This window comes from Clostridium beijerinckii (assembly GCA_003129525.1).
Classification (GTDB): domain Bacteria; phylum Bacillota; class Clostridia; order Clostridiales; family Clostridiaceae; genus Clostridium; species Clostridium beijerinckii_D.
Window position 1 is genome coordinate 1,895,899 of record CP029329.1, and the last position, 25,782, is coordinate 1,921,680.

26 protein-coding genes and 2 pseudogenes are annotated in these 25,782 nt (G+C 34.2%); 25 read left to right on the plus strand and 3 right to left on the minus strand.

Annotated elements, in window-relative coordinates:
* Positions 1-112: 112 nt before the first annotated feature.
* The 4 genes and pseudogenes from DIC82_08340 to DIC82_08355 all read left to right on the plus strand — a co-directional run bounded on the left by DIC82_08340 (position 113) and on the right by DIC82_08355 (position 2,043).
* On the plus strand, positions 113-874 hold the full coding sequence (locus DIC82_08340; GenBank protein ID AWK51026.1) for a carboxymuconolactone decarboxylase: 762 nt from the start codon (positions 113-115) through the stop codon (positions 872-874).
* Between the two features lie 150 nt (positions 875-1,024).
* Positions 1,025-1,423, plus strand: coding sequence for a cupin domain-containing protein (locus DIC82_08345; GenBank protein AWK53053.1), 399 nt, complete (start codon positions 1,025-1,027; stop codon positions 1,421-1,423).
* Positions 1,424-1,704: 281 nt separating this feature from the next.
* On the plus strand, positions 1,705-1,839 hold the full coding sequence (locus DIC82_08350) for a hypothetical protein (protein AWK53054.1): 135 nt from the start codon (positions 1,705-1,707) through the stop codon (positions 1,837-1,839).
* Positions 1,835-2,043 (plus strand): annotated as a pseudogene (locus tag DIC82_08355) (MerR family transcriptional regulator). The gene DIC82_08350 and the pseudogene DIC82_08355 overlap by 5 nt, the downstream one beginning before the upstream one ends.
* Positions 2,044-2,251: 208 nt before the next feature.
* Here the strand turns inward: DIC82_08355 and DIC82_08360 are convergent.
* A complete protein-coding gene (locus DIC82_08360; GenBank protein ID AWK51027.1) occupies positions 2,252-2,902 on the minus strand; it encodes a TetR/AcrR family transcriptional regulator in 651 nt (216 codons plus the stop codon).
* A gap of 131 nt (positions 2,903-3,033) precedes the next feature.
* On the opposite strand from DIC82_08360, the gene DIC82_08365 reads away from it, so the two are divergent.
* The 4 genes from DIC82_08365 (at position 3,034) to DIC82_08380 (ending at position 7,209) form a co-directional block, all read left to right on the plus strand.
* On the plus strand, positions 3,034-3,885 hold the full coding sequence (locus DIC82_08365; protein ID AWK51028.1) for a 2,5-diketo-D-gluconic acid reductase: 852 nt from the start codon (positions 3,034-3,036) through the stop codon (positions 3,883-3,885).
* 34 nt (positions 3,886-3,919) lie between these two features.
* Entirely contained in the window at positions 3,920-5,047 is a 1,128-nt protein-coding gene (locus DIC82_08370) for an alpha/beta hydrolase (protein ID AWK51029.1), read from the plus strand.
* 278 nt (positions 5,048-5,325) lie between these two features.
* Positions 5,326-5,898: a histidine phosphatase family protein gene (locus DIC82_08375; GenBank protein ID AWK51030.1), complete on the plus strand. Its 573-nt coding sequence runs from the start codon at positions 5,326-5,328 to the stop codon at positions 5,896-5,898.
* A 90-nt stretch (positions 5,899-5,988) separates the two neighbouring features.
* Positions 5,989-7,209, plus strand: a complete 1,221-nt coding sequence (locus tag DIC82_08380; GenBank protein AWK51031.1) for an MFS transporter — start codon at positions 5,989-5,991, stop codon at positions 7,207-7,209.
* A 245-nt stretch (positions 7,210-7,454) separates the two neighbouring features.
* On the opposite strand, the gene DIC82_08385 is transcribed toward DIC82_08380, so the two are convergent.
* Positions 7,455-8,300, minus strand: coding sequence for a 2,5-diketo-D-gluconic acid reductase (locus tag DIC82_08385; protein ID AWK51032.1), 846 nt, complete (start codon positions 8,298-8,300; stop codon positions 7,455-7,457).
* 167 nt (positions 8,301-8,467) lie between these two features.
* On the opposite strand from DIC82_08385, the gene DIC82_08390 reads away from it, so the two are divergent.
* The 17 genes and pseudogenes from DIC82_08390 to DIC82_08470 all read left to right on the plus strand — a co-directional run bounded on the left by DIC82_08390 (position 8,468) and on the right by DIC82_08470 (position 25,177).
* On the plus strand, positions 8,468-8,929 hold the full coding sequence (locus DIC82_08390; GenBank protein AWK51033.1) for a MerR family transcriptional regulator: 462 nt from the start codon (positions 8,468-8,470) through the stop codon (positions 8,927-8,929).
* 582 nt (positions 8,930-9,511) lie between these two features.
* Positions 9,512-10,423 carry a LysR family transcriptional regulator gene (locus tag DIC82_08395; GenBank protein ID AWK51034.1) on the plus strand — a complete coding sequence of 304 codons (912 nt, stop codon included), beginning with the start codon at positions 9,512-9,514 and terminating at the stop codon, positions 10,421-10,423.
* A 352-nt stretch (positions 10,424-10,775) separates the two neighbouring features.
* A complete protein-coding gene (locus DIC82_08400) occupies positions 10,776-11,801 on the plus strand; it encodes an alpha/beta hydrolase (protein ID AWK51035.1) in 1,026 nt (341 codons plus the stop codon).
* A 17-nt stretch (positions 11,802-11,818) separates the two neighbouring features.
* Positions 11,819-11,962: pseudogene (locus DIC82_08405) on the plus strand (heme d1 biosynthesis radical SAM protein NirJ1).
* 96 nt (positions 11,963-12,058) lie between these two features.
* Entirely contained in the window at positions 12,059-12,736 is a 678-nt protein-coding gene (locus DIC82_08410; GenBank protein AWK51036.1) for a flavodoxin, read from the plus strand.
* Positions 12,733-13,431 (plus strand): hypothetical protein, encoded by a 699-nt coding sequence (locus tag DIC82_08415; GenBank protein AWK51037.1) that lies wholly within the window; start codon positions 12,733-12,735, stop codon positions 13,429-13,431. Before DIC82_08410 ends, DIC82_08415 begins: the two co-directional genes overlap by 4 nt.
* Before the next feature lie 295 nt (positions 13,432-13,726).
* Positions 13,727-14,287: a flavin oxidoreductase gene (locus tag DIC82_08420; GenBank protein ID AWK51038.1), complete on the plus strand. Its 561-nt coding sequence runs from the start codon at positions 13,727-13,729 to the stop codon at positions 14,285-14,287.
* Between the two features lie 1,096 nt (positions 14,288-15,383).
* Positions 15,384-15,644, plus strand: a complete 261-nt coding sequence (locus tag DIC82_08425; GenBank protein ID AWK51039.1) for a hypothetical protein — start codon at positions 15,384-15,386, stop codon at positions 15,642-15,644.
* A 16-nt stretch (positions 15,645-15,660) separates the two neighbouring features.
* Positions 15,661-16,164, plus strand: a complete 504-nt coding sequence (locus tag DIC82_08430; protein ID AWK51040.1) for a hypothetical protein — start codon at positions 15,661-15,663, stop codon at positions 16,162-16,164.
* Between the two features lie 134 nt (positions 16,165-16,298).
* Positions 16,299-17,438 (plus strand): alpha/beta hydrolase, encoded by a 1,140-nt coding sequence (locus tag DIC82_08435; protein AWK51041.1) that lies wholly within the window; start codon positions 16,299-16,301, stop codon positions 17,436-17,438.
* Positions 17,439-17,665: 227 nt separating this feature from the next.
* Complete coding sequence (locus tag DIC82_08440; GenBank protein ID AWK51042.1) at positions 17,666-18,568, plus strand: alpha/beta hydrolase; 903 nt, start codon at positions 17,666-17,668, stop codon at positions 18,566-18,568.
* A 348-nt stretch (positions 18,569-18,916) separates the two neighbouring features.
* Positions 18,917-19,678, plus strand: coding sequence for a flavodoxin (locus DIC82_08445; protein ID AWK51043.1), 762 nt, complete (start codon positions 18,917-18,919; stop codon positions 19,676-19,678).
* A gap of 189 nt (positions 19,679-19,867) precedes the next feature.
* Positions 19,868-20,833, plus strand: a complete 966-nt coding sequence (locus tag DIC82_08450) for an aldo/keto reductase (protein AWK51044.1) — start codon at positions 19,868-19,870, stop codon at positions 20,831-20,833.
* 196 nt (positions 20,834-21,029) lie between these two features.
* A complete protein-coding gene (locus DIC82_08455; protein ID AWK51045.1) occupies positions 21,030-21,797 on the plus strand; it encodes a 4-carboxymuconolactone decarboxylase in 768 nt (255 codons plus the stop codon).
* Positions 21,798-22,101: 304 nt separating this feature from the next.
* Complete coding sequence (locus tag DIC82_08460; protein AWK53055.1) at positions 22,102-22,512, plus strand: cupin domain-containing protein; 411 nt, start codon at positions 22,102-22,104, stop codon at positions 22,510-22,512.
* Between the two features lie 219 nt (positions 22,513-22,731).
* The gene (locus DIC82_08465) at positions 22,732-23,832 is read left to right on the plus strand and encodes an IS4 family transposase (protein ID AWK51046.1); all 1,101 of its coding nucleotides are present in this window, start codon (positions 22,732-22,734) and stop codon (positions 23,830-23,832) included.
* 316 nt (positions 23,833-24,148) lie between these two features.
* Positions 24,149-25,177 (plus strand): alpha/beta hydrolase, encoded by a 1,029-nt coding sequence (locus DIC82_08470; GenBank protein AWK51047.1) that lies wholly within the window; start codon positions 24,149-24,151, stop codon positions 25,175-25,177.
* Between the two features lie 121 nt (positions 25,178-25,298).
* Here the strand turns inward: DIC82_08470 and DIC82_08475 are convergent, their stop codons facing one another.
* Positions 25,299-25,757, minus strand: a complete 459-nt coding sequence (locus tag DIC82_08475; protein AWK51048.1) for a MerR family transcriptional regulator — start codon at positions 25,755-25,757, stop codon at positions 25,299-25,301.
* Positions 25,758-25,782 lie beyond the last annotated feature (25 nt).

Genomic DNA, 25,782 nt, shown 5'->3' on the forward strand with positions numbered 1-25,782 from the left:
CATGGAACAAGTGAATTGGAAAAGAGAGACATTCTTAGTCTTCGGGTAATGCATGAAGACCAAGAAATGAGAAAAAGTGTTTAATAGAAAAGAAAATAAAGGAGAGATTAAAATGGCAATTACAGATTTTTCAAAAGAGTATCATGAGAGGATGTTTCCAGGATATGAATCAAAGTTCTTAGAAACAGACCCCGAATTTATTGAGTTTTTTGACAACTTTGCATTTGATGAAGTTGTAAACCAGGATAATTTAGATGACCGTACTAGAATGATGGCAATTATTGCGACCTTGATTGGATGTCAAGGGAGTGATGAATTTAAAGCAATATTACCAGCTGCACTTAATTTTGGAGTAACACTAGTAGAAGTGAAAGAAATTGTATATCAATCCGTAGCTTATCTTGGAATCGGAAGAGTATTTCCATTCCTTAATGGTGTCAATGAAATATTTACAGCAAGAGGAATTAAGTTACCACTTGAAGGACAGTCTAACACTACAAGAGAAAATCGTTTAGAAAAAGGAATTCAGGCACAGGTTGATATCTTTGGAGATAGAATGAAAGAATTCTATAAATCAGGGCCAGAAGAATCACGACATATTAATCAATGGTTAGCTGATAACTGCTTTGGTGATTATTATACGCGAAGCGGTCTTGATTATAAACAACGCGAAATGATTACATTCTGTTTCTTATCTGCCCAAGGAGGTTGTGAACCTCAGCTTACAAGCCATGCAGCAGGCAACATGAGGATTGGTAATGATAAGCAATTTTTAATTAAGATTATTTCACAGTGTATTCCGTTCATAGGTTATCCAAGAAGCCTGAATGCACTTCGTTGTGTAAATGATGCAGCTGCTCAGATGGAGAAATAAAACTAAAAGTTAGATTAAAGGCTTAGATTAAATGTTTAGGTTAAAAATTGGAGTTATTGCTTTACTTTGAGTGAGCTCCAGGGAATATAATGATGGTGTTGTAAATCATATTATTAAAGGAGATTAAAGAATATGAGTAATAAAAAAGAATTGAATAATAATACAATTTTTCCAAAAGGAGAGCCCCTTCCAGAAAAGTTTGCCAAGTATTTCGTTGGGCAGGCATATCTAAATATGCTTACTACTACTGGAGTACCAATTGGAAATGTAACATTTGAACCTGGATGCCGTAATAATTGGCACATTCATCATAAAGGTGGTCAGATTCTTCTTGTAACAGAGGGGAGAGGATGGTATCAGGAATGGGGAAAAGAGCCTCAGGAGCTACATCCAGGCGATGTTGTTAACATTCCAGCTGAAGTAAAGCATTGGCATGGGGCAGCAAAAGACAGTACTTTTTCACATTTGGCAGTAGAAGTACCTGCAGAAGATGCATCTAATGAATGGTTAGAAGAAGTTACAGATAAAGTGTATGTAAAGATCAAATAAAACGGAGAATGAAATGAGATACTTCGCAACAGACTAATGAAGAGTGAGTTTGTTGCTCTTTTTAAATTCAATGTTTTTCTGAAATATATGGATTTACCTATGATCATATAAATGTATTTTTTATTCATTTTCATTAAACCATTGACTTAGAGCTACTCGAATGGGGTACAATAATTTTATCGTAGAAAATTCAGTTGTGTAAGGATAGCTTTGCTTAAGTTAGATTACAAAGAACATAGGGACAATAGAATAAAGAACAAATTAAAGGAGAGATTCTAATGATTATTATTCATGCATTTTTAAATGTCAAACTTGAAAAACGAGAGGAGCTTTTAGAGGTTGCAAACCAAATGACAGCATCAATTCAGACAGAAGAGGGATGTATAAGATTCAATTTCTATGAAGATACTGCTTGAAGTCTTAATTGAGTATGTTACGCTGTTTCAACAAGGAAACGAAACTATTGAAGCAAGAAAAGAGCTGTTAAAAGAACAACGTGAACAGTTAGGTCAAAAAATGGAGAACATGAAAAAACCTTAGATTGTTTGAATTATAAAATAGAAAGATATGCACAAGGCATTTATATAAAAGAAAATCAACTAAAAAGATCTGAGAATTAATACTTTTTAATTTTATAATAGAAAGTTATCAATTAAATTCTCTTTATACTTGTCCTTAAAAAAGGTGTAAAGAGTTTTTTGCTTTTTAATACTAAAAAACGTTAAGTGAAATAGAAGAAATAGGATGATAATGGAATAATTTTGCATTAGTAACCAATAATATTAAAAGGCAGTGAAGATTCAAAATCTTCTTCACTACCTTTTAATATTAGGGATTATGTCTGTAGTGACTCAAGCACATAAGCATAAAATTACGAAAATTTTGGGAAAAGTCATTTTTTAATTCTGGTAAACCAGCAAGTTTCATTGCTTCTTCAACAAGTGGATTGACATCACAACCGTTATTTAATCCACATGCGTGAAATAGTAAAGTCCAATAAAGAGTAGTAGCTCTATCACTTGATATACAATGACAATGCTTAGTTAAAATTTGTATGATGGGATTAAAACCAGAAAGAACAGTTTTCTTAAATTCAGTTAATCGATCTATAGTAACATTGGTTTCAATAATGGTAGCAAGTATTCCGTAATATCGTAAATAGTCATGATGTTTATCTAGAATACTGGTCCATAAATTAGTAAACTCTTCATCGGTTAAATCATCTTTGTCTGCGAAAGCAGATTCTATGTCGGAAAAATAGCTATTCTGCTTTTCCAGATATAATTCCAAGAATATTTCTTCCTTTGTTGTTACATATTTATATAAATTACCGCGAGACCACCCTAATGCTTCGGCTATGGTGGTTAATGTAATATCGTGATAAGTATAGTCATGAAAAAGTCGATCAGTCGCTTTTGTGATTTCGCTCATGCGCCGTTGTTTTTGCTCGATGCTGCGGGCTCTAATAAATTCAGTCATCTATTTTTCCTCCAAATTGAATTTGATTTTAGTGTAACATAAAAAAATATAGTTGACAAGAAACGAAACGTCACTTATAATACAAATATAAGAAACGATATGTCACTTATTAAAATTTGGAGGTAGAAGAAATGGAATTTATAACATTAAACAATGGAATTATGATGCCAATGGAAGGATTCGGAGTATTTCAGGTACCGGATTCAACACAATGTGAACAGGCAGTGGTTGATGCAATTCAAGCAGGATATAGATTGATTGATACAGCATCTGCATATTTTAATGAAGAAGCAGTAGGAGCAGCAATTAAGAGATGTGGTGTTCCAAGAGAAGAACTTTTTATCACTACAAAATTATGGGTACAAGATGCAGGGTATGAAGAAGCAAAGAAAGCATTTCAGACTTCACTTGATAAGCTAGGTCTCGATTATCTGGATTTATATATGATACATCAGCCGTTAGGTGATTATTATGGAGCGTGGCGTGCAATGGAGGAATTGTATAAAGAAGGGAAAATTAAAGTAATTGGAGTATGTAATTTTTATCCAGAAAGATTGACGGATCTTTGTTTAACTGCTCAGGTAGTACCAGCAGTTAATCAGGTTGAGCTTCATCCATTTTTCCAACAGGAGAATGCTTTGGCAACTATGAAAGAATTCGGTGTTCAACCTCAGGCATGGGGACCACTTGCAGAAGGAAAACATGGCATATTTACAAATCCAATGCTTACTGAGATAGCTGAGAAGTATGGGAAATCAGTTGCGCAGGTGGTTTTACGTTGGAATACACAAAGAGGAGTTGTAATTATTCCTAAGTCTGTACATCAAAATCGTATCGTAGAAAATCTTAATATATGGGATTTTGAATTATCACAGGAAGATATGAATAAAATTGAAGCAATGGATTTAGGACATAGTGAAATTGTTGATCATAGCAGCCCTGAATTTGTAAAATATCTGCATGCTGCTAAAGTTCATGAATAAGAAAAAATAGAAATTAAGGAAAGAGGGGAAATTAATGAAAAAGAGAAAAATAACAACGTTACTGTTAACATGTGCAATAAGTTTAGTATTATTAGCTGGACCTGGAAGTATAGCAACTAATGCAGAAACATGCAAATCGGTTGCTGGAACAGAAACAAAAAATGATACCAATTCAAAAGTTTTATCTATTGCAGAACAAGGAATCTTCTCAGTAGGCGGAACCACAGTGACTTCTAATGGTACATTTAATCCAGAAAATCAGTGGGAAGAAAGTGGAGCTGGACAGACTTCTCATGTAGATCACGCAAATGTACTCTATCAAATTCCGGCAAATAATACAGAGCTTCCGATGGTATTTCTACATGGCTATGGACAGTCACGTATGGGCTGGATGACAACTCCAGATGGTAGAGAAGGCTGGTCTGATATGTTTTTGAGAAAAGGGCATGGTGTATTCCTAGTAGATGAACCAAGACGTGGAGAGGCTGGTATGACCTCGGTAAGTGGTAATATCAGTACGAAGACATTAGATCAACGCTGGTATACTCAGTTTAGAATCGGACGCTGGGAGGGCGGAAAATCTGTTGTCAATGAAAAATCTCAGTTTCCAAATGATGAAGCATCTGTAGATCAGTTCTTCCGACAAATGACACCGGATACAGGTATGAAATCAGATATGGGAGCAGACTTTGATAATAAGACAGTGGCAAAGGCATTAGCTGCAACAATTGATGAGGTATATAAAAGAACAGGAAAAAATTCTATTTTAGTAACACATTCTCAAGGCGGTGGTCCAGGATGGACAGCAGCAGGATACACAGATCACATTGCAGCAATCATTGCAATTGAGCCAGGCGGAGCACCAGCTGCTGACTCAGAGGATTATAAGGCAGTTACAGAGAAAAAAATACCAGTTACATTTTATTTTGGTGATTATATCGATAATGGAGATCCGACTATTCTGGCAACAAAGATGTGGCAGGCAATGCGTCAGGCTTGCTATAATTTTGCCGATGCGTATACTGCTAAGGGTGGAAACTGTACGGTAGTAGATCTTCCAAAGATAGGTATTACAGGAAATGATCATTTTATGTTCCAGGATTTAAATAATGATGTGATAGCAGATCATGTTGAAAATTGGATTAAGAAGAATGTTAAATAAATTTTGAAAATAAATGGGGCTTTTGCAAAATAGTTGATTTAACTATGAAGCAAAGGCTCCGTTTTTTATACCTTCCAATAAGCTTAGAGGAATCCACTTACATATAAATTTTATCAAAAAAATAGTGCAAGACTAAAGTTATTAATCACGAATTTACTATCGCAATCAAGAACTTACCTTTTCATTTTAGGCTTAAAATCTAAAAAAAGCATTGACATGGACTGAACTCCAAGGTTTATGATAATAATATAAGTTACTATGCAGTAGGGGGAAAGACAGTGAAAAAAACAGTATATCTAATGAGACATGGACAAACGTTATTTAATGTAAGAAGGAAAGTTCAAGGCTGGTGTGATTCACCACTTACAGAACTTGGAGTTAAACAAGCAGAAACTGCTTCGAAATATTTTAAAGAGCACAATATTATTTTTGATCATGCCTATAGTTCAACAGCTGAAAGAGCTTGTGATACTTTAGAAATTGTAACTGATACGCCTTATACAAGATTAAAAGGTCTAAAGGAATGGAATTTTGGAACTTTTGAAGGTGAAAGTGAAGATTTAAACCCGTCACTTCCTTATGGTAACTTCTTTGCTAATTATGGTGGAGAAGAGGAGAAAGCATTTCAAAAAAGAGTTGTTAATACTTGTCAAAGAATAATGAAGGAAGATAATGAGGTTGTTTTAATCGTATCTCATGGAGCTGCTTGCAGGCAATTTATGAGATATTGGCAACATACAAGTTCTGTTGATCAAAAAGAAAGACTTGGGAATTGCTGTGTTTTAAAATTTGAATATGAAAACAAGAAATTTAAATTAATTGAAATTATAAATCATAATTTCAATTATTAAAATGTTTGAAAGAATTGGTAAAACCAATAGTTAAGGATAATGAAAAGGATAAATAATTGTTAGCTTGGAACCTATAGGGAGGGGTAAAATTTGTATAGACGTTTAAAAAACTTATTTGCCATTAAAGGATATAATCTATTTATTATTTGTATGCTGCTAGTAGGTATTGGGATTTCTATTACCCAGCCCTATTTGTCACTTTATTGTACTGAGGAACTAGGTATGAGTGCAGGAGCTTTTGGGATTTTTATGGCGATTACATCATTGAGTGGAGTGGTAGTAAATTCATTTATTGCTAAACGATCAGATAGTGAGATGGATCGAAAATGGATTATTATTTCAGCCATGATATCATCTGCTTTGGGATATGCTTCGTATTTAGTGTTTCATAACTTCTTTATTCTACTAATTGTTGTTAGTATTTTTACAGGACTAGGTGCGGCAGCCATGCCACAAATTTATGCTTATGCTCAGGAATCAGCAAATGCAAGTAAATCTGATGATAAAACTTTTGCGATGTCAGCCTTACGTTCTTTAGTCTCTCTAGGATTTCTAATTGGACCGCTAGGAGGAACAATGATTTTAGTATATTCGGGATACAAGGGACTCTTTTGGGGGACATTCATAATTTTTATTATAATTTCATTTATTGTATTCTTTTTTTTAGGAAATAAAAAAGTAGTTAAGAGTAATACTGATAAGAAAAAAAGCACGTATGATACTTCGCTAAAAAGCAGGCATATAATGCTGCCATTTATAGCTTTTATATTACTGTTTGTAGTCAATACTATTAATGGAATTAACACTCCGTTATTTATTATAAATGAACTTCATGGAACTCATGCAGATGTTGGATTAGTGGTAAGTATTTCTGCTGGTTTGGAAATTCCAATTATGATTGTACTTGGGGCTATTAGTAAAAAAATATCCAACCATGCATTGATGATTTACGGCTGTTTTATTTCTATTGCCTACTATGTGATTTTAAGTGTATCTACACATTCATGGCAACTAATAGTAGCACAGATTTTGCAGGCAACCACAGTAGCCATTATCATGGGAAATGGCTTAAGTTATTTTACGGATCTTATGCCTAATTCACCAGGAATGTCTACAACTATATACTCAAATGGGTCAACTATTGGAAGGCTAGTAGGAAATTTAGGCGGGGGTATCATTGCTCAGTTTGCAGGATTCCGTCATGTTTATTGGGTATGCCTTGTAATTATTGTTTTCTCGTTCTTTATATTATGGAAAACAAGACCTAATAAGGAGTTAGAAGAAGCTATAGAACTGGATCAATTATTATAGTTTGGAATCATAAATTTTAAAATAAATTTAGCATAATCTCTTGAATTTAGCGGCACCAATTAAATAACGTTTATTCTATAGTTGGACATGTGATATTATTTCACCACGATCTTCACGAATAATTACTGTATTTCAGACCATAGGTATTCTGAAGAATATTAGAATATAGTTAGAAAATTCATAATAAAATTAAAACCATGCATATAAATTGTTTATGCATGGTTTTTTTAGAATATTTATTTCTTCTATCTTACTAAGCCTGTTAAATATTCAACTGTTTGTGGATCATAATGTGAGAAGAATAAACTTTCTCCTTTATCTAAAGTAGTGATCAAATCCATATCATCTTTTGTTAATTCAAAATCAAATACATCAATATTTTGTATCATTCTTTCCTTGCTAACGGATTTAGGAAGCACTGATACTCCTCTTTGAATAAGATATCTTAAAGCAACTTGTGCAATTGATTTATTATATTTATCTCCAACTTCTTTCAATGTTTCATTGCTAAATAAGTTATTTTTCCCTTCAGCAAAAGGTGCCCAAGCTTGAATCTGAACGCCATATTTTTTCATTACTTCTTGAGCCTTTACTTGTTGATTAAATATATGTGTTTCAACCTGATTTACTGCTGGAACAACCTCATTAAACTTAATAATGTCAATTAATCTATCAGGATAAAAGTTACTTACACCGATTGCTTTTAGTTTTCCTTCTTTATATAAATCTTCCATCGCACGATAAGTTCCATAATAATCATTAAATGGCTGATGGATTAATAATAAATCTAAATAATCAAGCTGAAGTTTTTTCAAAGATTCTTCTATAGATTTCTTTGCATTTTCATATCCAGCATTGGCAATCCAAACTTTGGTAGTAATAAATAGTTCTTCTCTTGGAATGCCACATTTTTTTATAGCTTTTCCTACTGCTTCTTCGTTACCATAACCCTGAGCAGTATCGATTAATCGATAACCTACTTCTATTGCATCTAGTACACATCTTTCACATTCTTCCGGATCTGCAATTTGGAATACTCCATATCCCAAAATTGGCATTTTGATACCATTATTTAATTCCACATACTTCATACTAATTTCTCCTGCTTTTCGTTATTTAACTTAAGCAGAACTATCTTTACACAACGGAATTTGCTGTGATAAAATTAGTGTACCCCATTCGAGTAACTCGAAGTCAAGAATTTTATAGAAATTATTTAAAAATATATTTCGTCTTTGACGATGGAAGCGAGGTAATAATGTATACAGTAAAAGAGATTGCAAAATTACTTAATATTACGGAACATACGGTAAGGTATTATACAGATATAGGACTTGTGCCTTCTTTAAAGCGTGATAAGAATGGAAACAGACTTTTTGATGAAGAGTCTAGGAATTGGCTGATTGGAATAAAGAATCTTAGGGGATCTGGTATGTCCGTAAAAGCTGTTAAAGACTATGTAGACCTGTGCTTGCAGGGAGAATCAACTATAGAAATAAGATATGAAATTATCATAGAACAAAAGAAACAACTAGAGGAACAATTGAAGGAAATAAATGAAAGGTACCAATATATTGAACATAAAGAAAAATGGTATCTAGATATCATGAATCACCGTATACCAGATAACAGTAATCCCGGGACATGGAGTATTTCTAGTCCGGAATCACAAGAGGAGAATTGTGCATCTTTAGTTTCAGTTGGGCATGAAGCCTCGTGAAAAAATTACCATTCCTTTTCATTAGAAGAGTGCTTTACACATAGCTATAATTTCGATACAAAATTTAAAACTAGTTATAACATAAAATCCCAATAACATAGTAAATTCCATTGGAATTAATGTAATAGAATTAAAAAATATGCTTTAACAAAAGCCTTAATTACCAATATAATGGTGATTAAGGTTTATTTAGTATAATTTATGATTTTTACTGTTTTAATTATCTTATAGTCATCATTGCTCCCTTTTATTCCGTTAAATGAAACATTAAATGAAAATATACTTCACTTCGCGTTGCTCGAATGTGATACGATAATATTAGTAATGAACATAGTCATTTTTTTAGATTTAAATAATGTTCAGGTTGAGAGTCAACTATCATCACGGCTTACAAAAAGGGAGTTTAATATAAACGTAGGAGCTCGATGAAATGAAGTATGGAAGTGATACACATCTTGATATTTTTTATGCAGTGTATGATATTTTTGAAAGCTAAAGTTGACTTTTTCAAAAACTGCTAAAAGTATAGAAGAAAATAACAGCTTTTGAATGAATATGAGTAATAATGGAAGGGTGTTTTTTATGTACAATACACAGTTAGAAACTTTTATACAAGTAGCAGACGCGGGGAGTTTTTCTAAAGCTGCCCAGATTTTATATATTACACCTACTGCGGTTACTAAACAAATCAATCTTCTAGAATCTAATCTTGAATTACAATTGTTTGTAAGAACTCATCGGGGACTTACATTAACAGAGGCAGGAAAATCCCTTTATATAGATGCAAAGTATATCATTCAATATTCAAAAGAATCTATTGATAGAGCAAAAAATGCTATTGATAAGAATTTGAATACTATTCGAATTGGTACATCATTCATGACCCCGAGCCATTTTTTAATAGAATTATGGCCGAAAATTCATGAGTTTTGTACTAATCTGAAAGTTCAATTGGTTTCATTTGAAAACACCCCGGAAAATGCTAGGGAAATTCTGATGAATCTGGGGCAAAACATCGATTTGGTGCCAGGCGTTTTTGATGATGAATTTCTGCATCAGCGAAAATGTGCAACACTGGAACTTTCCAGAAAACGTATTTGTTGTGCAGTATCCATCAATCACAGACTGGCTACCAAAAGCAAGCTGACAATTCAGGATTTGTTTGGCGAAAACCTAATGTTGATTCGAAGAGGATGGAACAGTTATGTTGATATTATGAGAGATGATATTTCTAATAATTATCCTGAAATTACAATAAAAGATTTCCTGTTTTATGATGTGGGCGTGTTTAATCAGTGTGAAAATAGCAATGATGTATTAATGGCATTTGATCTCTGGGAGAATGTACACCCATTGTTGAGAATTCTTCCTGTAGAATGGAACTATGAAATTCCCTTTGGATTACTACATTCACCAACTCCATCTGAGCATGTACGTTCATTTTTAAATGCTGTTTCGCAGGTTTTTGAATTAGAAGAATCAAGTGAAACTTGATTCAGGTGAGTTTTATCCCCATCTGAATCTTAGTTGAACTTATAACCTCAGGGGTCACAATGTACCATCAAGGGGTACCTCGTCCGGGAGTGTTACGGATGCTAGCCATCGGATAAAAAATAAATTAGGTTAAAAGTCCACGTTGCAGTTGCATCGTGGACTTTTAACTGTATTGAGTTACAACCTTTGGGTTTGTACTGAAGAACTTATTGAAACTTCTGTTAATTTTTAAATTTACTTATAATAGAAATATAAAAGAAAACTAGTGAGAGAGTAGAATAGTTAACTTTTTCGGGGGTGTTTAAAGGTGGTAAAAGAGAAGCGAACAATAATCATTTGACTATCGATCGTTTTGATTATATTTATAACAGGCTGCACTGATAATGGCGAGATAAATACCTTGAATTTAAATAGTAATACAGATAAGAGCTTAAATGAAGGAGAAAATCTAATGAAGAACGATAAAGCAAATACAGTTGGAAGCTATACCCATATTAGCACCAGTGATACCGTCCTTGATGTCATAAGTCATCCTGCATTCAAGGGTTTTGGCCAATTTATACTGCCATTAGAATGGGGATATGATGAGGATATGAAGCTAAGCAGTGTTGGCTCTCTTTTGCCTTATCACAATCATGTAATGCCTGAAAAGGTTGTAGATACTATCAATTACATGATTGACAAAGTTCAAGAAGGCAAAACTATATTCTACGACTTCTACACAGAACAGCAAAAGCAGGAGGATTCTTCAAAGAAAAACACCGGCTTATTTTTCTTTGAGGGAAAACCTGGGGCTCCTTTCGCGATTGTGTGTCCTGGTGGTGGTTATTCTTACGTTGGATCTGTGCACGAAGGTTTTCCATACGCCATAGAGCTGAGCAAAAAAGGATACAATGCCTTCGTTCTCCAATATCGTGTGGGAGGTGAACAAAGGGCTTGTGAAGATTTGGCGGAAGCCATATCTTATATTTTTGAGAATGCAGATATGCTAGGAGTAAGCAGGTTGGATTACTCTGTATGGGGAAGTTCAGCTGGTGCACGGATGGCAGCAAATATTGGATCCTATGGAGTTGCTGGATTTAAAGGTAGTGATGTTCCTAAACCAAGTGTTGTTGTTATGGCATATACAGGACATCAACACTTTACTAAAAATGATCCACCGACCTTTGTTACATCTAGTGAAGATGATCCTATTGCTAGTGTATACAGTGTTGAAAGGCGTGTGAATGCAATGAGATCTGCCGGAATTGATGTGGAATATCGAAAATATAAGAATGCAAGTCATGGTTTTGGACTTGGAATTGGTACAGATGCGGAAGGGTGGATTGAATACGCAATTCAGTTTTGGGAAAAGTATATAAGCAGAACTTACGACTAATCTTTGGATGTTTACTGAAAAAATTAAATGGAAGATGCTCTAATTGAAAGTGATTAAATGTCTGTAATGGAAGTTTTAGAGATAGAGCAGAAGCATTGCATAATGATTTTTGGACTGAAGATCCTGTCTTCTATCTTACAGATGAAGAAATTAAAATTTAATTTGAGTTCTATTGCAGTTTGCCTAGGTGGAGAAGTGATATGATTGAATGTTTGAAAGAACTGAGTACATTGAAATAATTTTTAAGGAGAATAACTATGATCTATAAGAAAATAAAAAACAAAATAATCGCTATCTTGTCAATACTATTAATCTTATCCTTAAGTGCATGCGCTAATAAAACAGAGACAGGTACAAATGATACTCAAACGAAGATTGTCAGATCAGAAGGTAAAAAAATCCTAATTGTTTACTTTGCTGTGGCAGAAAACAGTGAAGTAGATGCTATTTCTTCTGCCAGTGTGCGTGAAGTGAATGGAGAAGCCAAGGGTAATGTACGCATTCTTGCGGACACAATTCAGAGTCAGGTTGGTGGAGATTTCTTCTCAATTGAAACAGAAGAGGATTATCCTGGAGAACTAAAAACACTAGTAGATTTTGCAGAAGAAGAACAGAAAGCAAATGGCAGACCTAAATTATTGTCACATATTGAAAATCTTGATGATTATGACACAATTTTTATTGGGTACCCTAATTGGTGGTATGATTTACCTATGCCTCTATACAGTTTCTTTGAAGAATATGATTTATCTGGAAAGAATATTATACCTTTTTGTACCCATGATGGCAGCGAATTTTCCAGTACCATAGATACTATTAAAGAACTAGAACCAGATGCTGCTATTGTAAAGGGCTTGGCCGTTAATCATAAGAATGTACTAAAGGCAAAAGATGATGTGACTAAATGGCTTGGCGAAATGGGGATGAAAGAATGACATCAAAGCTGAAATTTAAAATTACAATTGATATTTTATTAACTGTGCTGCTACCAGTTCTCATGGCCTATGCGTTAACAGGACAGAAAGTACATGAATGGATTGGAGCGGTTATGTTTACAGCATTTATCATTCATAATGCCTTAAATGCCAAGTGGCATCTAAATCTATTCAGAGGGAAGTATACCACTCAGCGAATACTGCAGACTGTTATCAATCTGATGGTGTTTGCAACTATGATTGGATTAATGATTAGTGGCATTATTATGTCACGCTATGTGTTCTCTTTTCTACCCATAAATGGGAGCGCATCATTTGCACGGGAACTGCATATGTTGTCAGCTTATTGGGGATTTGTTTTAATGTCTTTGCATCTTGGTATGCATGGAAACATGATTAAGGGTATAGCTAATAAGTCATCTGGAACTCAGTCGGGTTCTCGTCCATATAAAGCAGTGCTTCCATTAATAGCAATAATCATTGCTGCATATGGTTTGTACGCATTTATAAAAAATGATATAGCCTCTTATATGTTTTTGAAAAACATGTTTGTATTCTTTGATCCTAATCAGCCAGCAATATTATTCTTTGCTGAATATCTTGCTATGATGGTTTTATTTGCATGTGTCGCATATTATTTTTCAATGCTTTTACAGATATATACCCGTAAAAAACATCGGAAGAAATCTAAATAGCAGTTTAGAAGCCAAGGTACTTGTACTTATGACAACTTCATACGCGAAAGTGCTTTTCCAAGAAGGAATTGTTTAGAGCAGTGCGACAGAAACAATGGAAGTTAATTTTACTTAACAGGAAGTTAGTGAAATGTCTTCGCATCCGGAATTATTGCGAACTCAATATTGGGGATTTTCGGATTAGATATCTAATATCCTATTAAACAACTACGATATGGTCATAGAATAATAACTATCTGTTAATACAGGATAAAACTATATATTAAAAATTATAAAAGAAAGAAGGATAAAAGAAATGAAGAAAGATTTTGGAACAAAAACAATCGTAACACCATTACCAGTATTAATCGTAGCTACTTATGATGAGAATGGCATACCAGATGCAATGAATGTTGCATGGGGAGGACAATGTGGAGGAAAACACGTCGCATTGAATCTTTCTAAGCATAAGACAACGGATAATCTGCAGCTGAAAAAAGCATTTACTGTAAGCTTTGCAGATAAAAAGAATCTAGTTATTGCAGATTATTTCGGTCTTGAATCGGGAAAAGATGCAGACAAGATTACAAAAGCTGGGGTTCATGTAACAAAGAGCATCCATGTAGACGCCCCAATCATTGATGAATTCCCATTAACTTTGGAATGCAAGGTTGTCAGCATGAACGAAGAACTTGGAGAATTAAGAGTAGTCGGTGAAGTGGTAAACATGAGCGCAGACGAATCAATCATTGATGAAAATGACAATATTGATTTTGATAAATTACAGCCACTTTCCTTTGATTCTGCAACGGGTTCATACCGTGTACTTGGAGAAAAAGTTGGAAATGCATTTAAGGATGGAGCAGTATTGAAATAAAGATAGGTAATCCAGGCACTGGATGAGAACACTGATTCAGAAGCAGTAGAGTGCGAAATAGGCAAGCATATTGGTCTATTATTTTTTTGATTGTGCATAGTAAGGGAGGAGAAAGTAAAAATGAAAGAAGTATATGATATTTCGGAAAAAATTTGGAATGCAATTATTTATGATAGTGCGACACGTTGTAATATGAAAAGTATTGCCTAAATAGCGAAGCTATTTAAGAACTAATAATTTGAAAAGTCAAATGAGAGGGTAACGCCTTGAAGGGCTTTCTCTGATACTCCGAATAGCATTTTTATTTATAAGAATAAATTTGTTATAAGCTCGGTGAAGTCGGCTGAGAATACACCCTAACAATTTTGAAAGAGATTGTGGAAAAGCGAACCAGAGGTGGTCGAGTGTATGATAGGTCGGGAGTCCATAAAAGACCTATGGTAAGAATGTCTAAATTATAAAAGACTGACAAAGTTCCGAATGTAAGGTTCTAAAAAAAAATGGAGCAGAAATGCGTCACCTACCGAAGTTGTAGGGTCTGTGAGGGTGAGTAAAATTTGTCGTTATGAAAATCCTTATACTGTTACAGGCAGTATTGTGCAGACAGGATTATAGGAACTACCTAAGGGTATATGAAAGGATAAAATTATTGGAACGTGGTAAGCTGATAACGCAGAGGACTTATATCCAACGAAGCGGTAGCAAGGAAAGACAGAATGTTATAACTTGCTTTAATATCAGTGAAAGTAGTGGCATAGTACCAGTGAAGTTATGGAAACATAATGGAGGGATAGCCACAAGTCAATGAAATGGGAAACATTTTATTATACAATACAATCAGGTTCGAGTAAGAATAAGAGAAGCAGAACGTTGGAAAAATTCCAATGAAAGACGCTGACTGTATGGGATATTATGAATAATAATATTTTCAGTTGTATGGATAAAATATAGTAAAACTTCATTGATGGAACGCAGTGTGCGGTGAAAGTCGCAAGCACTGTGTGGAGGAGGGGAAAAGGCAGAGATAACTTCAAAGTCTTACCTATTCCTATAGGTGGAACAGTTAGAAAAATATGTTCATGAAGAAGCAGTATTTGTGCATATGGGAGTAACGTTAAAAAGAGACAATGAGATTGCTATTATGAAGGAAGGAAGAATCAATATTCAAACTGTAGAATTTCAGGAGAAAACAATTCAGCAGATGGAATCTACCGTTGTTCTATTGAACAAAGTAAAGATGACTGCAATTGTAGGTGGAAAAGAAGTGGAAAATCCATTTGTTGTAACAGAGGTCTATACTATAAGTGAGGATACCATTAAGCTGGCATCTATGTCTTATACAAGAATCTTATATTAAGGAAGGAAAAACATTTATGAGTTATAAAAAAATATTAGTCACATATCTTTCGATATTTCCATCGAAGGATAAATTTACAGAAAAGTTCGCGAAAATTATAGCAGAAAAGACAGGTGCAAATCTGGTAGAAATTGAGTCTGTAAAAGCATACCCTGGATTGTCTTCTAATTATCTACAGATAGAGGTTATTGCCAAAAAGGAAAAAGATGCAGATGAACGACCTGAAATAAAAAATGAAATTCCAGTTGAAGATTATGATGTGATTTTTGTTGGATATCCCATATGGTGGTACACACTTCCACAGATTATGTTTACATTCTTTGATAAATATGATTTTAGAGGTAAGACTATTATTCCTTTTAATACCCATGAGGGAAGCGGTGACTGTGGAACGTATGAGACAATTAAAGAGCTTGAGCCTGATGCAACTGTACTCAAAGGATTGCCAATTCGTGGCTTTGATATGGCAGAGGATCAAACCAAAGTGATTACGGATTGGATTCAGGGACTTGCCTTATGAAAGGAGGTCCCATATAGGCATGGTATCCATTAGGACTTGCTTAATAATCTAGTATTTATAGAGATTGGAAAGAAATATGGATAATCCGTTTACAGAAGATATAAAATCGTAAGTGCAGGATTGGAGGGAAGAAAATGAAGAAACCCATCATCAACAAGAATTCTTATAGGAGTAGAAATAAATCATTGTCTCACAGAAAATGGAGTTTGTATCATCTGTTACTACTAATGGTGATGTCACTTCTATCTGGATGTAGTACAGGTTCCGAGTCTGTGAGTTCATCTGAAGAAAATGTTGTACAAGAGAAAGTTGTGTCAGAAAGCGCAGATGTTCAGAAAAATACAAAGGAGAATAATGTAATGAAAGCAATCAAAGATACTGGAGCACCGGGAATTCGATCTAAGGATATTCCATTTTCTTATAATGCAATGTCTGTTAAGACGGAAGAACCAGATAATGCTTCTGATACTGTTCTTACGGTAAAAGCAGATGCGAAAAACAGTCAGCGTTTATATCTTTGGGAAGAAGGAAATGTGCCGGCAGTAACAAAATACACAGAAAACCTTGGAAATTATTTTGATAATCCGGATTTTCGTCCGTATCTCACTTCTATTCTTGTTCCAGAAGGAACAGAGATCAAAGGCGCAATGTTACTCTGTGCTGGAGGAGCATTTGCATTTCGTGGTAATCTGACGGATACAGTCCCAGTGGCAGAGGAACTGGCAAAACTGGGCTTCCAGTGCTTTGTGGTAGATTATCGCTTACGTCCATATACGCAGGAGGAAGGTGCTCTGGATTTGGGAAGGGCAGTTCGTTTTGTAAGAAAGAATGCTGATATTTACGGAATTGACTCAGCTGATATTGGAGTTATGGGTTTCTCAGCAGGTGGCATACAGGTAGGCGAACTGTTGCTTAACTATGATGGACTTATCAATGGAACTGCACTTGATTCGGCTTATAAGACAGATGAATTAGATGAAATCACTGCTGATGCATCTGCTGCAGGAATGATTTATTCCTTTTATGGACGCCTAAGTGTTGCGTCTAAAGATGTAGAAAAGCTTGCTACATCAAATTTGCCACCTACGTATTTTTGTTATGGTACGGGTGACCCGTTTGTAAGTGAATTTGAAGCTAATATTTTTGCGTTGGAACAAGCTGGTGTGCCGGTAAGATATCAGGTACTGCAAAACACACCTCACGGATTTGGACCTTATGGCGGATGGATTCCACAGTATGCAGAATGGCTGACAGAGGTATTTGCAGGAAATTAGCAATTAATACTTAGCAGTTACTTATATGGGATTCAGATGTGTGTTGGCTCCTGCACAAGTGCACACCATTCGAGAATGCATTGAATATTGTGTAGAAATTTACAAAGAATCGTACAAATAAAAAATAGTAAAAAAGGTCGTGCCTGTGTAGTTGCCATAGTAGAGTGGTATCTTCACAGGTTTTTGTCTAAAATACATAAACGTTCATCGTCAGAAAGTGAGGTAGTATGGAAAATAGAAAAGTTATTTTGATTGTAATATTACTCCTTTTAGGCTTCATAGGTGTGGGATGCTTGTTTTTATTTCATGATTCACGAAATAAAACTAATGATAATGTTAGCAGTGAAAATAGAAAGGAAGACAATAAAGAACTCGCAAGTGAAGAAAAAAATCTCGAAGAGGAAGTTAATACGGAAGGAGTAGAAAAGTACAAAAATTTCTTACTAAATAATGTACTTCATTCGCAAACAAATGGTGATATTCATTATAACGTGTATATTCCTGAAAGCTATGATGGAAGCGAGCCATATGCATTGTATTTGACACTTCCTGGTTATGAAGGATTATATTTTCAAGGTGTTGGTGTAAATCTGCGTGCGGAGAAATTTGGATTCGAGGCACAAAAATATAATTCGAATATGATTATTGTTGCACCCCAACTTGAAGACTGGGGTGAGAGATCAGCTGATCAGACAATTGCGTTAGTAGAATATTTTCTTAGTAATTACAATATTGATCGAACAAAAGTATATGCCAACGGTTATTCAGGAGGTGGAGAAACCATGTCTATCGTGTTAGGAAAAAGACCGGATTTATTTACAGCATATCTGCATTGTAGTTCTAAATGGGATGGAGCTTATGAACCAGTCGTTGATAAACATATTCCGGTATATTTTGCAGTAGGTGAGAACGATGATTATTATGGTTCAGGGCCAACAAAAGAGGCATATCAGAAACTGCATGAATTATATGAAGCACAGGGAATGACAGAAGAAGAAATCAATCGGTTGTTAGTACTTGATGTGAAAAATCATGATTATTTTGTACAAAGGGGAGCTAAGGATGAACATGGTGGCGGTGCACTGTTTGCCTATGACAAAGATATCATGGAATGGCTGTTAAAAAAATAGATTTTTAAAATTCACGATGTAATTGCTTCGTGGATTTTTTGTTCATAAAATGAGTTGCAACCTTTGGGTTTATACTGAAGAACTTATTAAAACTTCTGTTAATTCTCGAATCTATTTATAATAAAAATGTAAAGATATAACTAGTGACGAGCCAGTAAAATAGTTAACATTATTATTAAATACGATTCCACGCAATACTGAAATTAGGGATAAATATTTTAAAAGAATAACCGTTTAAAAAATAAATCAAATAAAAAGTCCACGTTGTAATTTGTTTCCTAGATTTTTTAGGGAGACTTAAGGATGAAAGAATGATTTGTTAGATAATAAAGGAGTGTGTTAAATTATATGAAAAAATTATTTACTTTTATGATTACCTGTGTTCTTCTATTCAGTTTTGGTGGGTGCAGCAAAACAGGTACGTCCTCTACTGACAATTTGAAGTCTGATTCCTCTGATACCGCAAAGCAAGGCACAGATAGTGTTTCCAGCCAAAGTGAAGCATCTAAGGAATCTGCTTCGTCTAGTAAACCTAATGCCCCTACTGAGAAAGGCTCAAAAACACTTGTTGTTTATTTTTCTATGCCAGAAACCACAGATCCGAATAATATGACCAAGGCGGAAGACGATAGTACTGTGGTCATTGATGGAAAGGTTTTGGGAAATACACAGTATATGGCTTACGTGATTCAGGAGAATACAGGTGCAGATATTTTCCGTATTGAGCCTGAGACACCTTATCCCACTGATCACACCAATCTTGTAGACTTAGCAGCAGAAGAGCAGAAAAAAAATGCGCGTCCTGTAATTAAATCTCATATTGACAATATAGAACAGTATGACACCATTTTCTTGGGTTATCCCAATTGGTGGGGGGATATGCCAATGATTCTATACTCTTTTCTTGACGAATATGACTTGTCCGGTAAAACGGTTATTCCATTTAATAGCCATGGAGGCAGTGGTTTCTCAAATACCATCAGTAGTATTGCGAAGCTTGAACCTAATGCAACGGTAAATAAGAAAGGATATACGGTATCAAGAAACAAAGTTGAGGAGGATGCACCAAATATTATTTCATGGATAAATGATTTAGGATATGCAAAATAACCAGTATCAAGTGAAACTTGATTCAGGTGGAGTTTGATCTCCATCTGAATCTTAGTTGAACTTATCTAGGGTCGTGCCACTGTTATCTCCCACCTTAGAGGATGGGAGTGTTACAGTGGCTAGACATCAGATAAAGAGAGAAAAATTCATGTTTAAAGTAATAACTATAAAAAAGAGAGGAAGATAACAATGAAAAAACGCAAATTGGGAAGTAGTGGTATTGAGATATCAGCAATTGGACTAGGATGTATGGGAATGGATCATGCTTATGGAAAACCAGCAGATCGTGCAGAGATGATTCAATTAATTCGCAAGGCAGTTGAATTAGGGTGTAATTTCTTTGATACAGCTGTTGTTTATGGTGAATCTAATGAAGAGTTATTAGGTGAAGCATTAGCTCCAGTGAGAGAGAAAGTTATAATTGCTACAAAATTTGGTATTACCGGTCAAGAAATTGTTGATGAAAAACCTCAAAATATCTTAGATAGTAGACCTGAATCTATTAGAGAACAAGTAAAAGGGTCTTTAAAAAGATTAAAGGTTGATTGTATTGATTTATATTATCAACATAGAGTTGATCCAAGAGTTGAACCTGAAGTTGTCGCGGGTGTAATGAAAGAATTAATGTCTGAAGGAAAAATCAAAACATGGGGATTATCAAATGCACCGATTGATTATATGAAGCGTGCTCATGGAGTATGTCCGTTATCAGCTATTGAGAATCAATATTCAATGGTGTGGAGAGAACCAGAAAAAGAATTGTTTGATTTATGTGAAGAATTAGGTATTTCATTTGTTGCTTATAGTCCTTTAGGTAATGGATTCTTAAGTGGTAAGTATACAAAGAATACAAAATATCAAGAAGGTGACTTCAGAAGTTTCATGGGAAGATTTAAACCTGAAGTTATGGAACACAATCAAGCATTATTAGATTTAATAGCAGAAGTCGCTGAAAGTAAAAATGCAACATCAGCACAAATCGTATTAGCTTGGGAATTGGCTCAAAAACCTTATATTATTCCGATTCCTGGTACAACAAAAATGCATAGGTTAGAAGAAAATCTGGGAGCTGATAATATAACATTAACGGAGAAAGAATTAGCTAGTATCAATGAAGCTTTGTCAAAAGTTGATATAGATGAAACACATTTTTAATTACAACTATTAGCAAAGGCATTCATAAAAGGAAAATGTAGGATTGTTTTTCATTAAGTTTAATCTACCATAGTTTGAATCTTTGGCTTGAAACTGATGAACGTATTGAGACTTCTATAAGGACGTAGCTTTTTCTATAATGAAGCTGCAATTAAAATTCTATGGTTTAATTTTTTATTGAGAAAGGAAGAAGAAAATGAAAAAAATAATAGTAATGATCTTATCGATTTCACTGCTTGTTTCAGTGAGTGGATTTTCAGGAAAAGCAACAGCAGCAGAAGTAAACAAAAATTCACAAGCACAAGCCACAAATAACCAAAGTTTGAGTATCAAGCAACAGAGTATAGTTCCAATCGCAGCGTTCACTGCAAATGGTGATTTAGAGAAGCTGAAGATAGCTTTGAACGAAGGGTTGGATTCTGGTTTAACTGTTAATGAAATCAAGGAAATTTTAGTGCAGATGTATGCATATGCGGGATTCCCTCGTAGTCTGAATGGTATTAGTACATTTAGGAGCGTTATGGAAGAACGCGAGCAAAAAGGAATAAAGGATGAGGTTGGCAAGGAAGCAAGCCCATTACCTGCCAATAAGAGCAGTGTAGAACTTGGAACTGAAATTCAGACTAGTCTGACAGGAATGCCTGCCAGTGGTGGAAATACTTTTGTTCCAGTTATAGATGATTTTTTTAAAGGGCATCTTTTCGGGGATATATTCGGACGAGATATACTAGATTTCCAAAGCAGAGAGATAGCTACCATTTCCGCGCTATCAAGTATTGAGGGCGTCAACCCACAGCTACAGGGTCATTTTAACGTTGGGTTTAATGTAGGATTGACTGAGGCACAGATGAGAAGCATAATATCTGTACTCGAAGCAAAAGTTGGCAAGAAACAGGCTGATAATGCGAGTGGAGTACTAAATAATGTTTTAATTAGCAGAGCAGCTAATGCTACAAATAAATAATCTAATTCATCTAGTAATACCTAATCTGAAAAGCTTGGAAAATTAATGTTTACGAAATTCCTGTGAAAACAAATAAAATATTTATAAGAATGGAAGAAAAATTATGAAGAAAATAAAAGATTTATTAGTATTAGCTATTACCCTGATAATTGCTGTTACATTAGTAGCTTGTAATAATAGCCAAAGAAGTGCAGGCAGCCAGGAAAGTGTTACACAAAAGGAAATTAAAACTACCGATACTAATGATAATGGAAATACTGAGACAGGAATAAAAGAAGCTAGTTCAACTACAAATGAGGAAAATGTGAAAGATTTAAGTGAAGGTGTAATTTTCCCAAAAGGTCAAAAAAATACTGATACGGAACATTTTGCTGGGGAAGAATGGGTTGAAATGCTGGTACCTAATGATGAAAATTTTAATTGCCCTACATTTAATGTAACTTTTAAACCAGGTGGAAGAAATAGTTGGCATAAACATCCAGGTGGTCAAATTCTGCTTGTTACTGGAGGAGAGGGATATTATCAGGAAGAAGGAAAGCCAGTACAGGTTCTTCATGCGGGGGATGTTGTAAAGATACCGCCGAATGTGAAACATTGGCATGGCGCTACACCGAATAGCTGGTTTACGCATATTGCGATGTTACCTAATATTGAAAAGGGAGGAGTCGAATGGCTAGAACCTGTAACTGATGAAGAATATAATAATTTAACATAAAATTAAGGTTGATAAGGAGAAGGGGTTAGTGAAATAGAACCAATCATCTTTTTTATCTTTTTCTCTTGCTTTAGAGTTAACTATAAGATGTACACTAATTTTATAAATAAATAAGAATTGGTGGAGGTTTTAGTGTTGCATAAAGCAACAATTTTCAATGAATAATTATTGAGTATCAAGGACAACCTTCAATTATAAGAATGGAGGTTGTTTTTGATTATGGATAAACTTGCAAATAGAAGTGTGTTTAGAAAATTAATTAAACTTATTGATGGGAATATTGGAAGAAAATTAAGAAAAGCGAATAATGAATATAAATACTCAAAGTGTTATACAGGTCGGGATCATATTCTAACAATGTTGTTTTTACAAATCTCCGGCTGTGATGGCTTAAGAGATATTAATGCTAAATATAAAAATTCATCGAAGATAAGTAAGGATTTCAACATGCCAAGTTATTCCCAAATATCTAGATTAAATAAGAGTAAGTCATCAGATTTATTTAGAAATGTTTTCGAAGAATTATTGGTAAAAGCTGATAAAGAAATGAATTCTTCAGTTAAAATAAAAAACTTTAAAGATATTAAAATAATAGATTCATCAGTAGTTAGTATAGGTAAGGGCTTAGCCCCTGAACTCTATTATGAAGATGAAAAATCTGCTATTAGAATTAGTACTCTTTTATCATTTGGAACTAAGTTACCTGATAAAATTAGCATCCGCCCTGCTAAAGTAGGAGAACGTAGTTGTATTGACGGCTATGTTAATTCGGATAAAAATATATATTTATTTGATAAGGGATATTTTAAGTACTCTTGGTATGATGAGATGAGTCATTATAATTATAAATTTATCACAAGACAACAAAGCAACTCTGTTACGGAGGAGTATTTATCCATTTATACTGGAGTAGATAATCTATATGATTATATTGTTACAATGGGGTCTGATTATAGTAAAAATAAAACTAAATATAAATATAGAGAGATTCTATATTTTACTAAGGACTCCGACGAAGAATTCCGTTTAGTTACTAACATATTCGATATGCCAGCTGAAGACATAGTATCTCTCTATAAAAAGCGTTGGGATATTGAGTTATTCTTTAAATGGATAAAACAACATCTGACCATTAAAAAATGGGTCGGAAGAACCCTTAACGCAATAACCATACAAATATATAGTGCCCTTATTATCTATATTTTATTACTTTTAATAAAATATAGATTTAAAAGTAATTTAAGCACTTTTGATGTACTCCGAAAGTTTCAGACTAATATATTAGAAAGATATGCTCTAAGGAATATTTTGTTACTGTGACTAATTATTAAAGTTAAAATTTTCTTGAAAAACCAAGGGGTATCTTTACAATATTTTATATACATAATATCACTTAAAAACATCTATATTACAATTTATAAAACTCCAACCAAATAAAATGTTATTGATTGGAGTTTCAAATATTATACTATAAATATTTTGTCTTTATGCAACATCAAAATTGGTGGAGGCGGCTATTTTTATCTAGAAAAATTTGAGAAGTATTGAATTTAGTTAATGTATAGAGGGTAGTAAGTAATATGGAAAAATAACTATTCACTTATTTTGTTATGAATTGAAAATGGAGGAATTAATTATGTCAAAGATGTTATATAAAGATGTATATGTTGAAGATTTACCAATAATTAATGATAATCAATGGGGATTAGTATATCAAGGTGCTATCACCAAGAATGAATTTGGTAAAGTCAACATTCATCCAATAAGCTATGTATTAAATGGCTTGAAAATCGCTTCTAATGTTTATACACCAGCTGATTATGATCCATCTAAGAAGTACCCTGCAATTGTGGTTGCACATCCAAATGGTGGAGTCAAGGAACAAGTCGCTGGATTATATGGTCAGTGTTTAGCTGAAAATGGCTATGTCACTATTGTTTCCGATGCTTCTTATCAAGGTGCAAGTGAAGGGCAGCCGCGTAATGTTGATAAACCTAATTTTCGTGTGGAAGATATCCATGGTATGGCAGATATCATTTCAATCTATCCTGGTGTTGACTCAGAACGCATTGGAATATTTGGTATTTGTGGTGGAGGTGGCTACACTTTAAGAGCTACTCAAACCGACAAGCGCTTCAAAGTAGTTGTTACTTTAAGTGCGTTCAACAGTGGACTTGTTCGTCGCAATGGTTTCTTAGATTCTCAAGTAGATACTATCCAAGAACGTTTACAACAAGCTACAGCTGCTCGTGTACAAGAAGCTGTCGGTGGAGAGGTCTTATATTCAGCTGACCTATTAGATCTCACTGATGAACAGGCAAAAGCGTTACCATATGATCTTTATCGTGAGGGCTACGAATATTATGGTAAAACTCATAGACATCCAAACTCTACATTCAAATACACTTTAAGTAGTATTCTTGATTTATTTACGTTCGATGCTTCAGAGAGTATGGATCTTATTAACCAACCATTACTGATGATGGCTGGAAGCATTGCCGATACTTTCTATTTAACTGAAAAAGCATTTGCTGCAGCAACAGGTACGAACGATAAGGATTTGTTCTTCATCAAGGGAGCTACTCATATCCAAACATATTGGAAACCAGAATACGTTGCTCAAGCAGTAGAGAAAGCGGTAGATTTCTTCGATAAACGTTTCTAATCAATACAACAATAAATGGATTATTTAATATAAAAAAGAAAATTAATAAAGTTTAATTTAGATATAAATAAACAGCGTCACCAGAGAATATATTTTATCTAATGGTGATACTGTTTTTTTATTAGGCAAGTTTATGCATTTTCTTAGATTTTTCTCTAACATATCTAATATCATCTGGAATATCTTTTTCTTGCATTTCTCTTGGAACAGAGGTTGTACCAGCAGATTTTGCTGTTTTATAATACCAGCATTTGTATTTTAATACATCAAGGGTTTCTTGTAATTGAGATATTTGAGCTTCTACTTCTTTTTGTTGTTCTTGAAACATATTTAAACGCTGATCAATTGTTTCATCGCCTTGCATTACCCATTCAATAAAAGTCTTAATATCTCTAAGTGACATACCAGTCTTTTTTAAACAATCTATCATGAACAACCACTCAAAGTCTTCATCTTTAAACATTCGGATACCACTTTCGCTACGTTCAACAAATGGGAGTAAGCCTTCTTTGGCATAAAAACGAAGAGTATATGGGGAAATATTTATTTTTTTTGATATATCACTGATTGTATAATACATGAGTTTCCTCCTAAAAATAAAATAG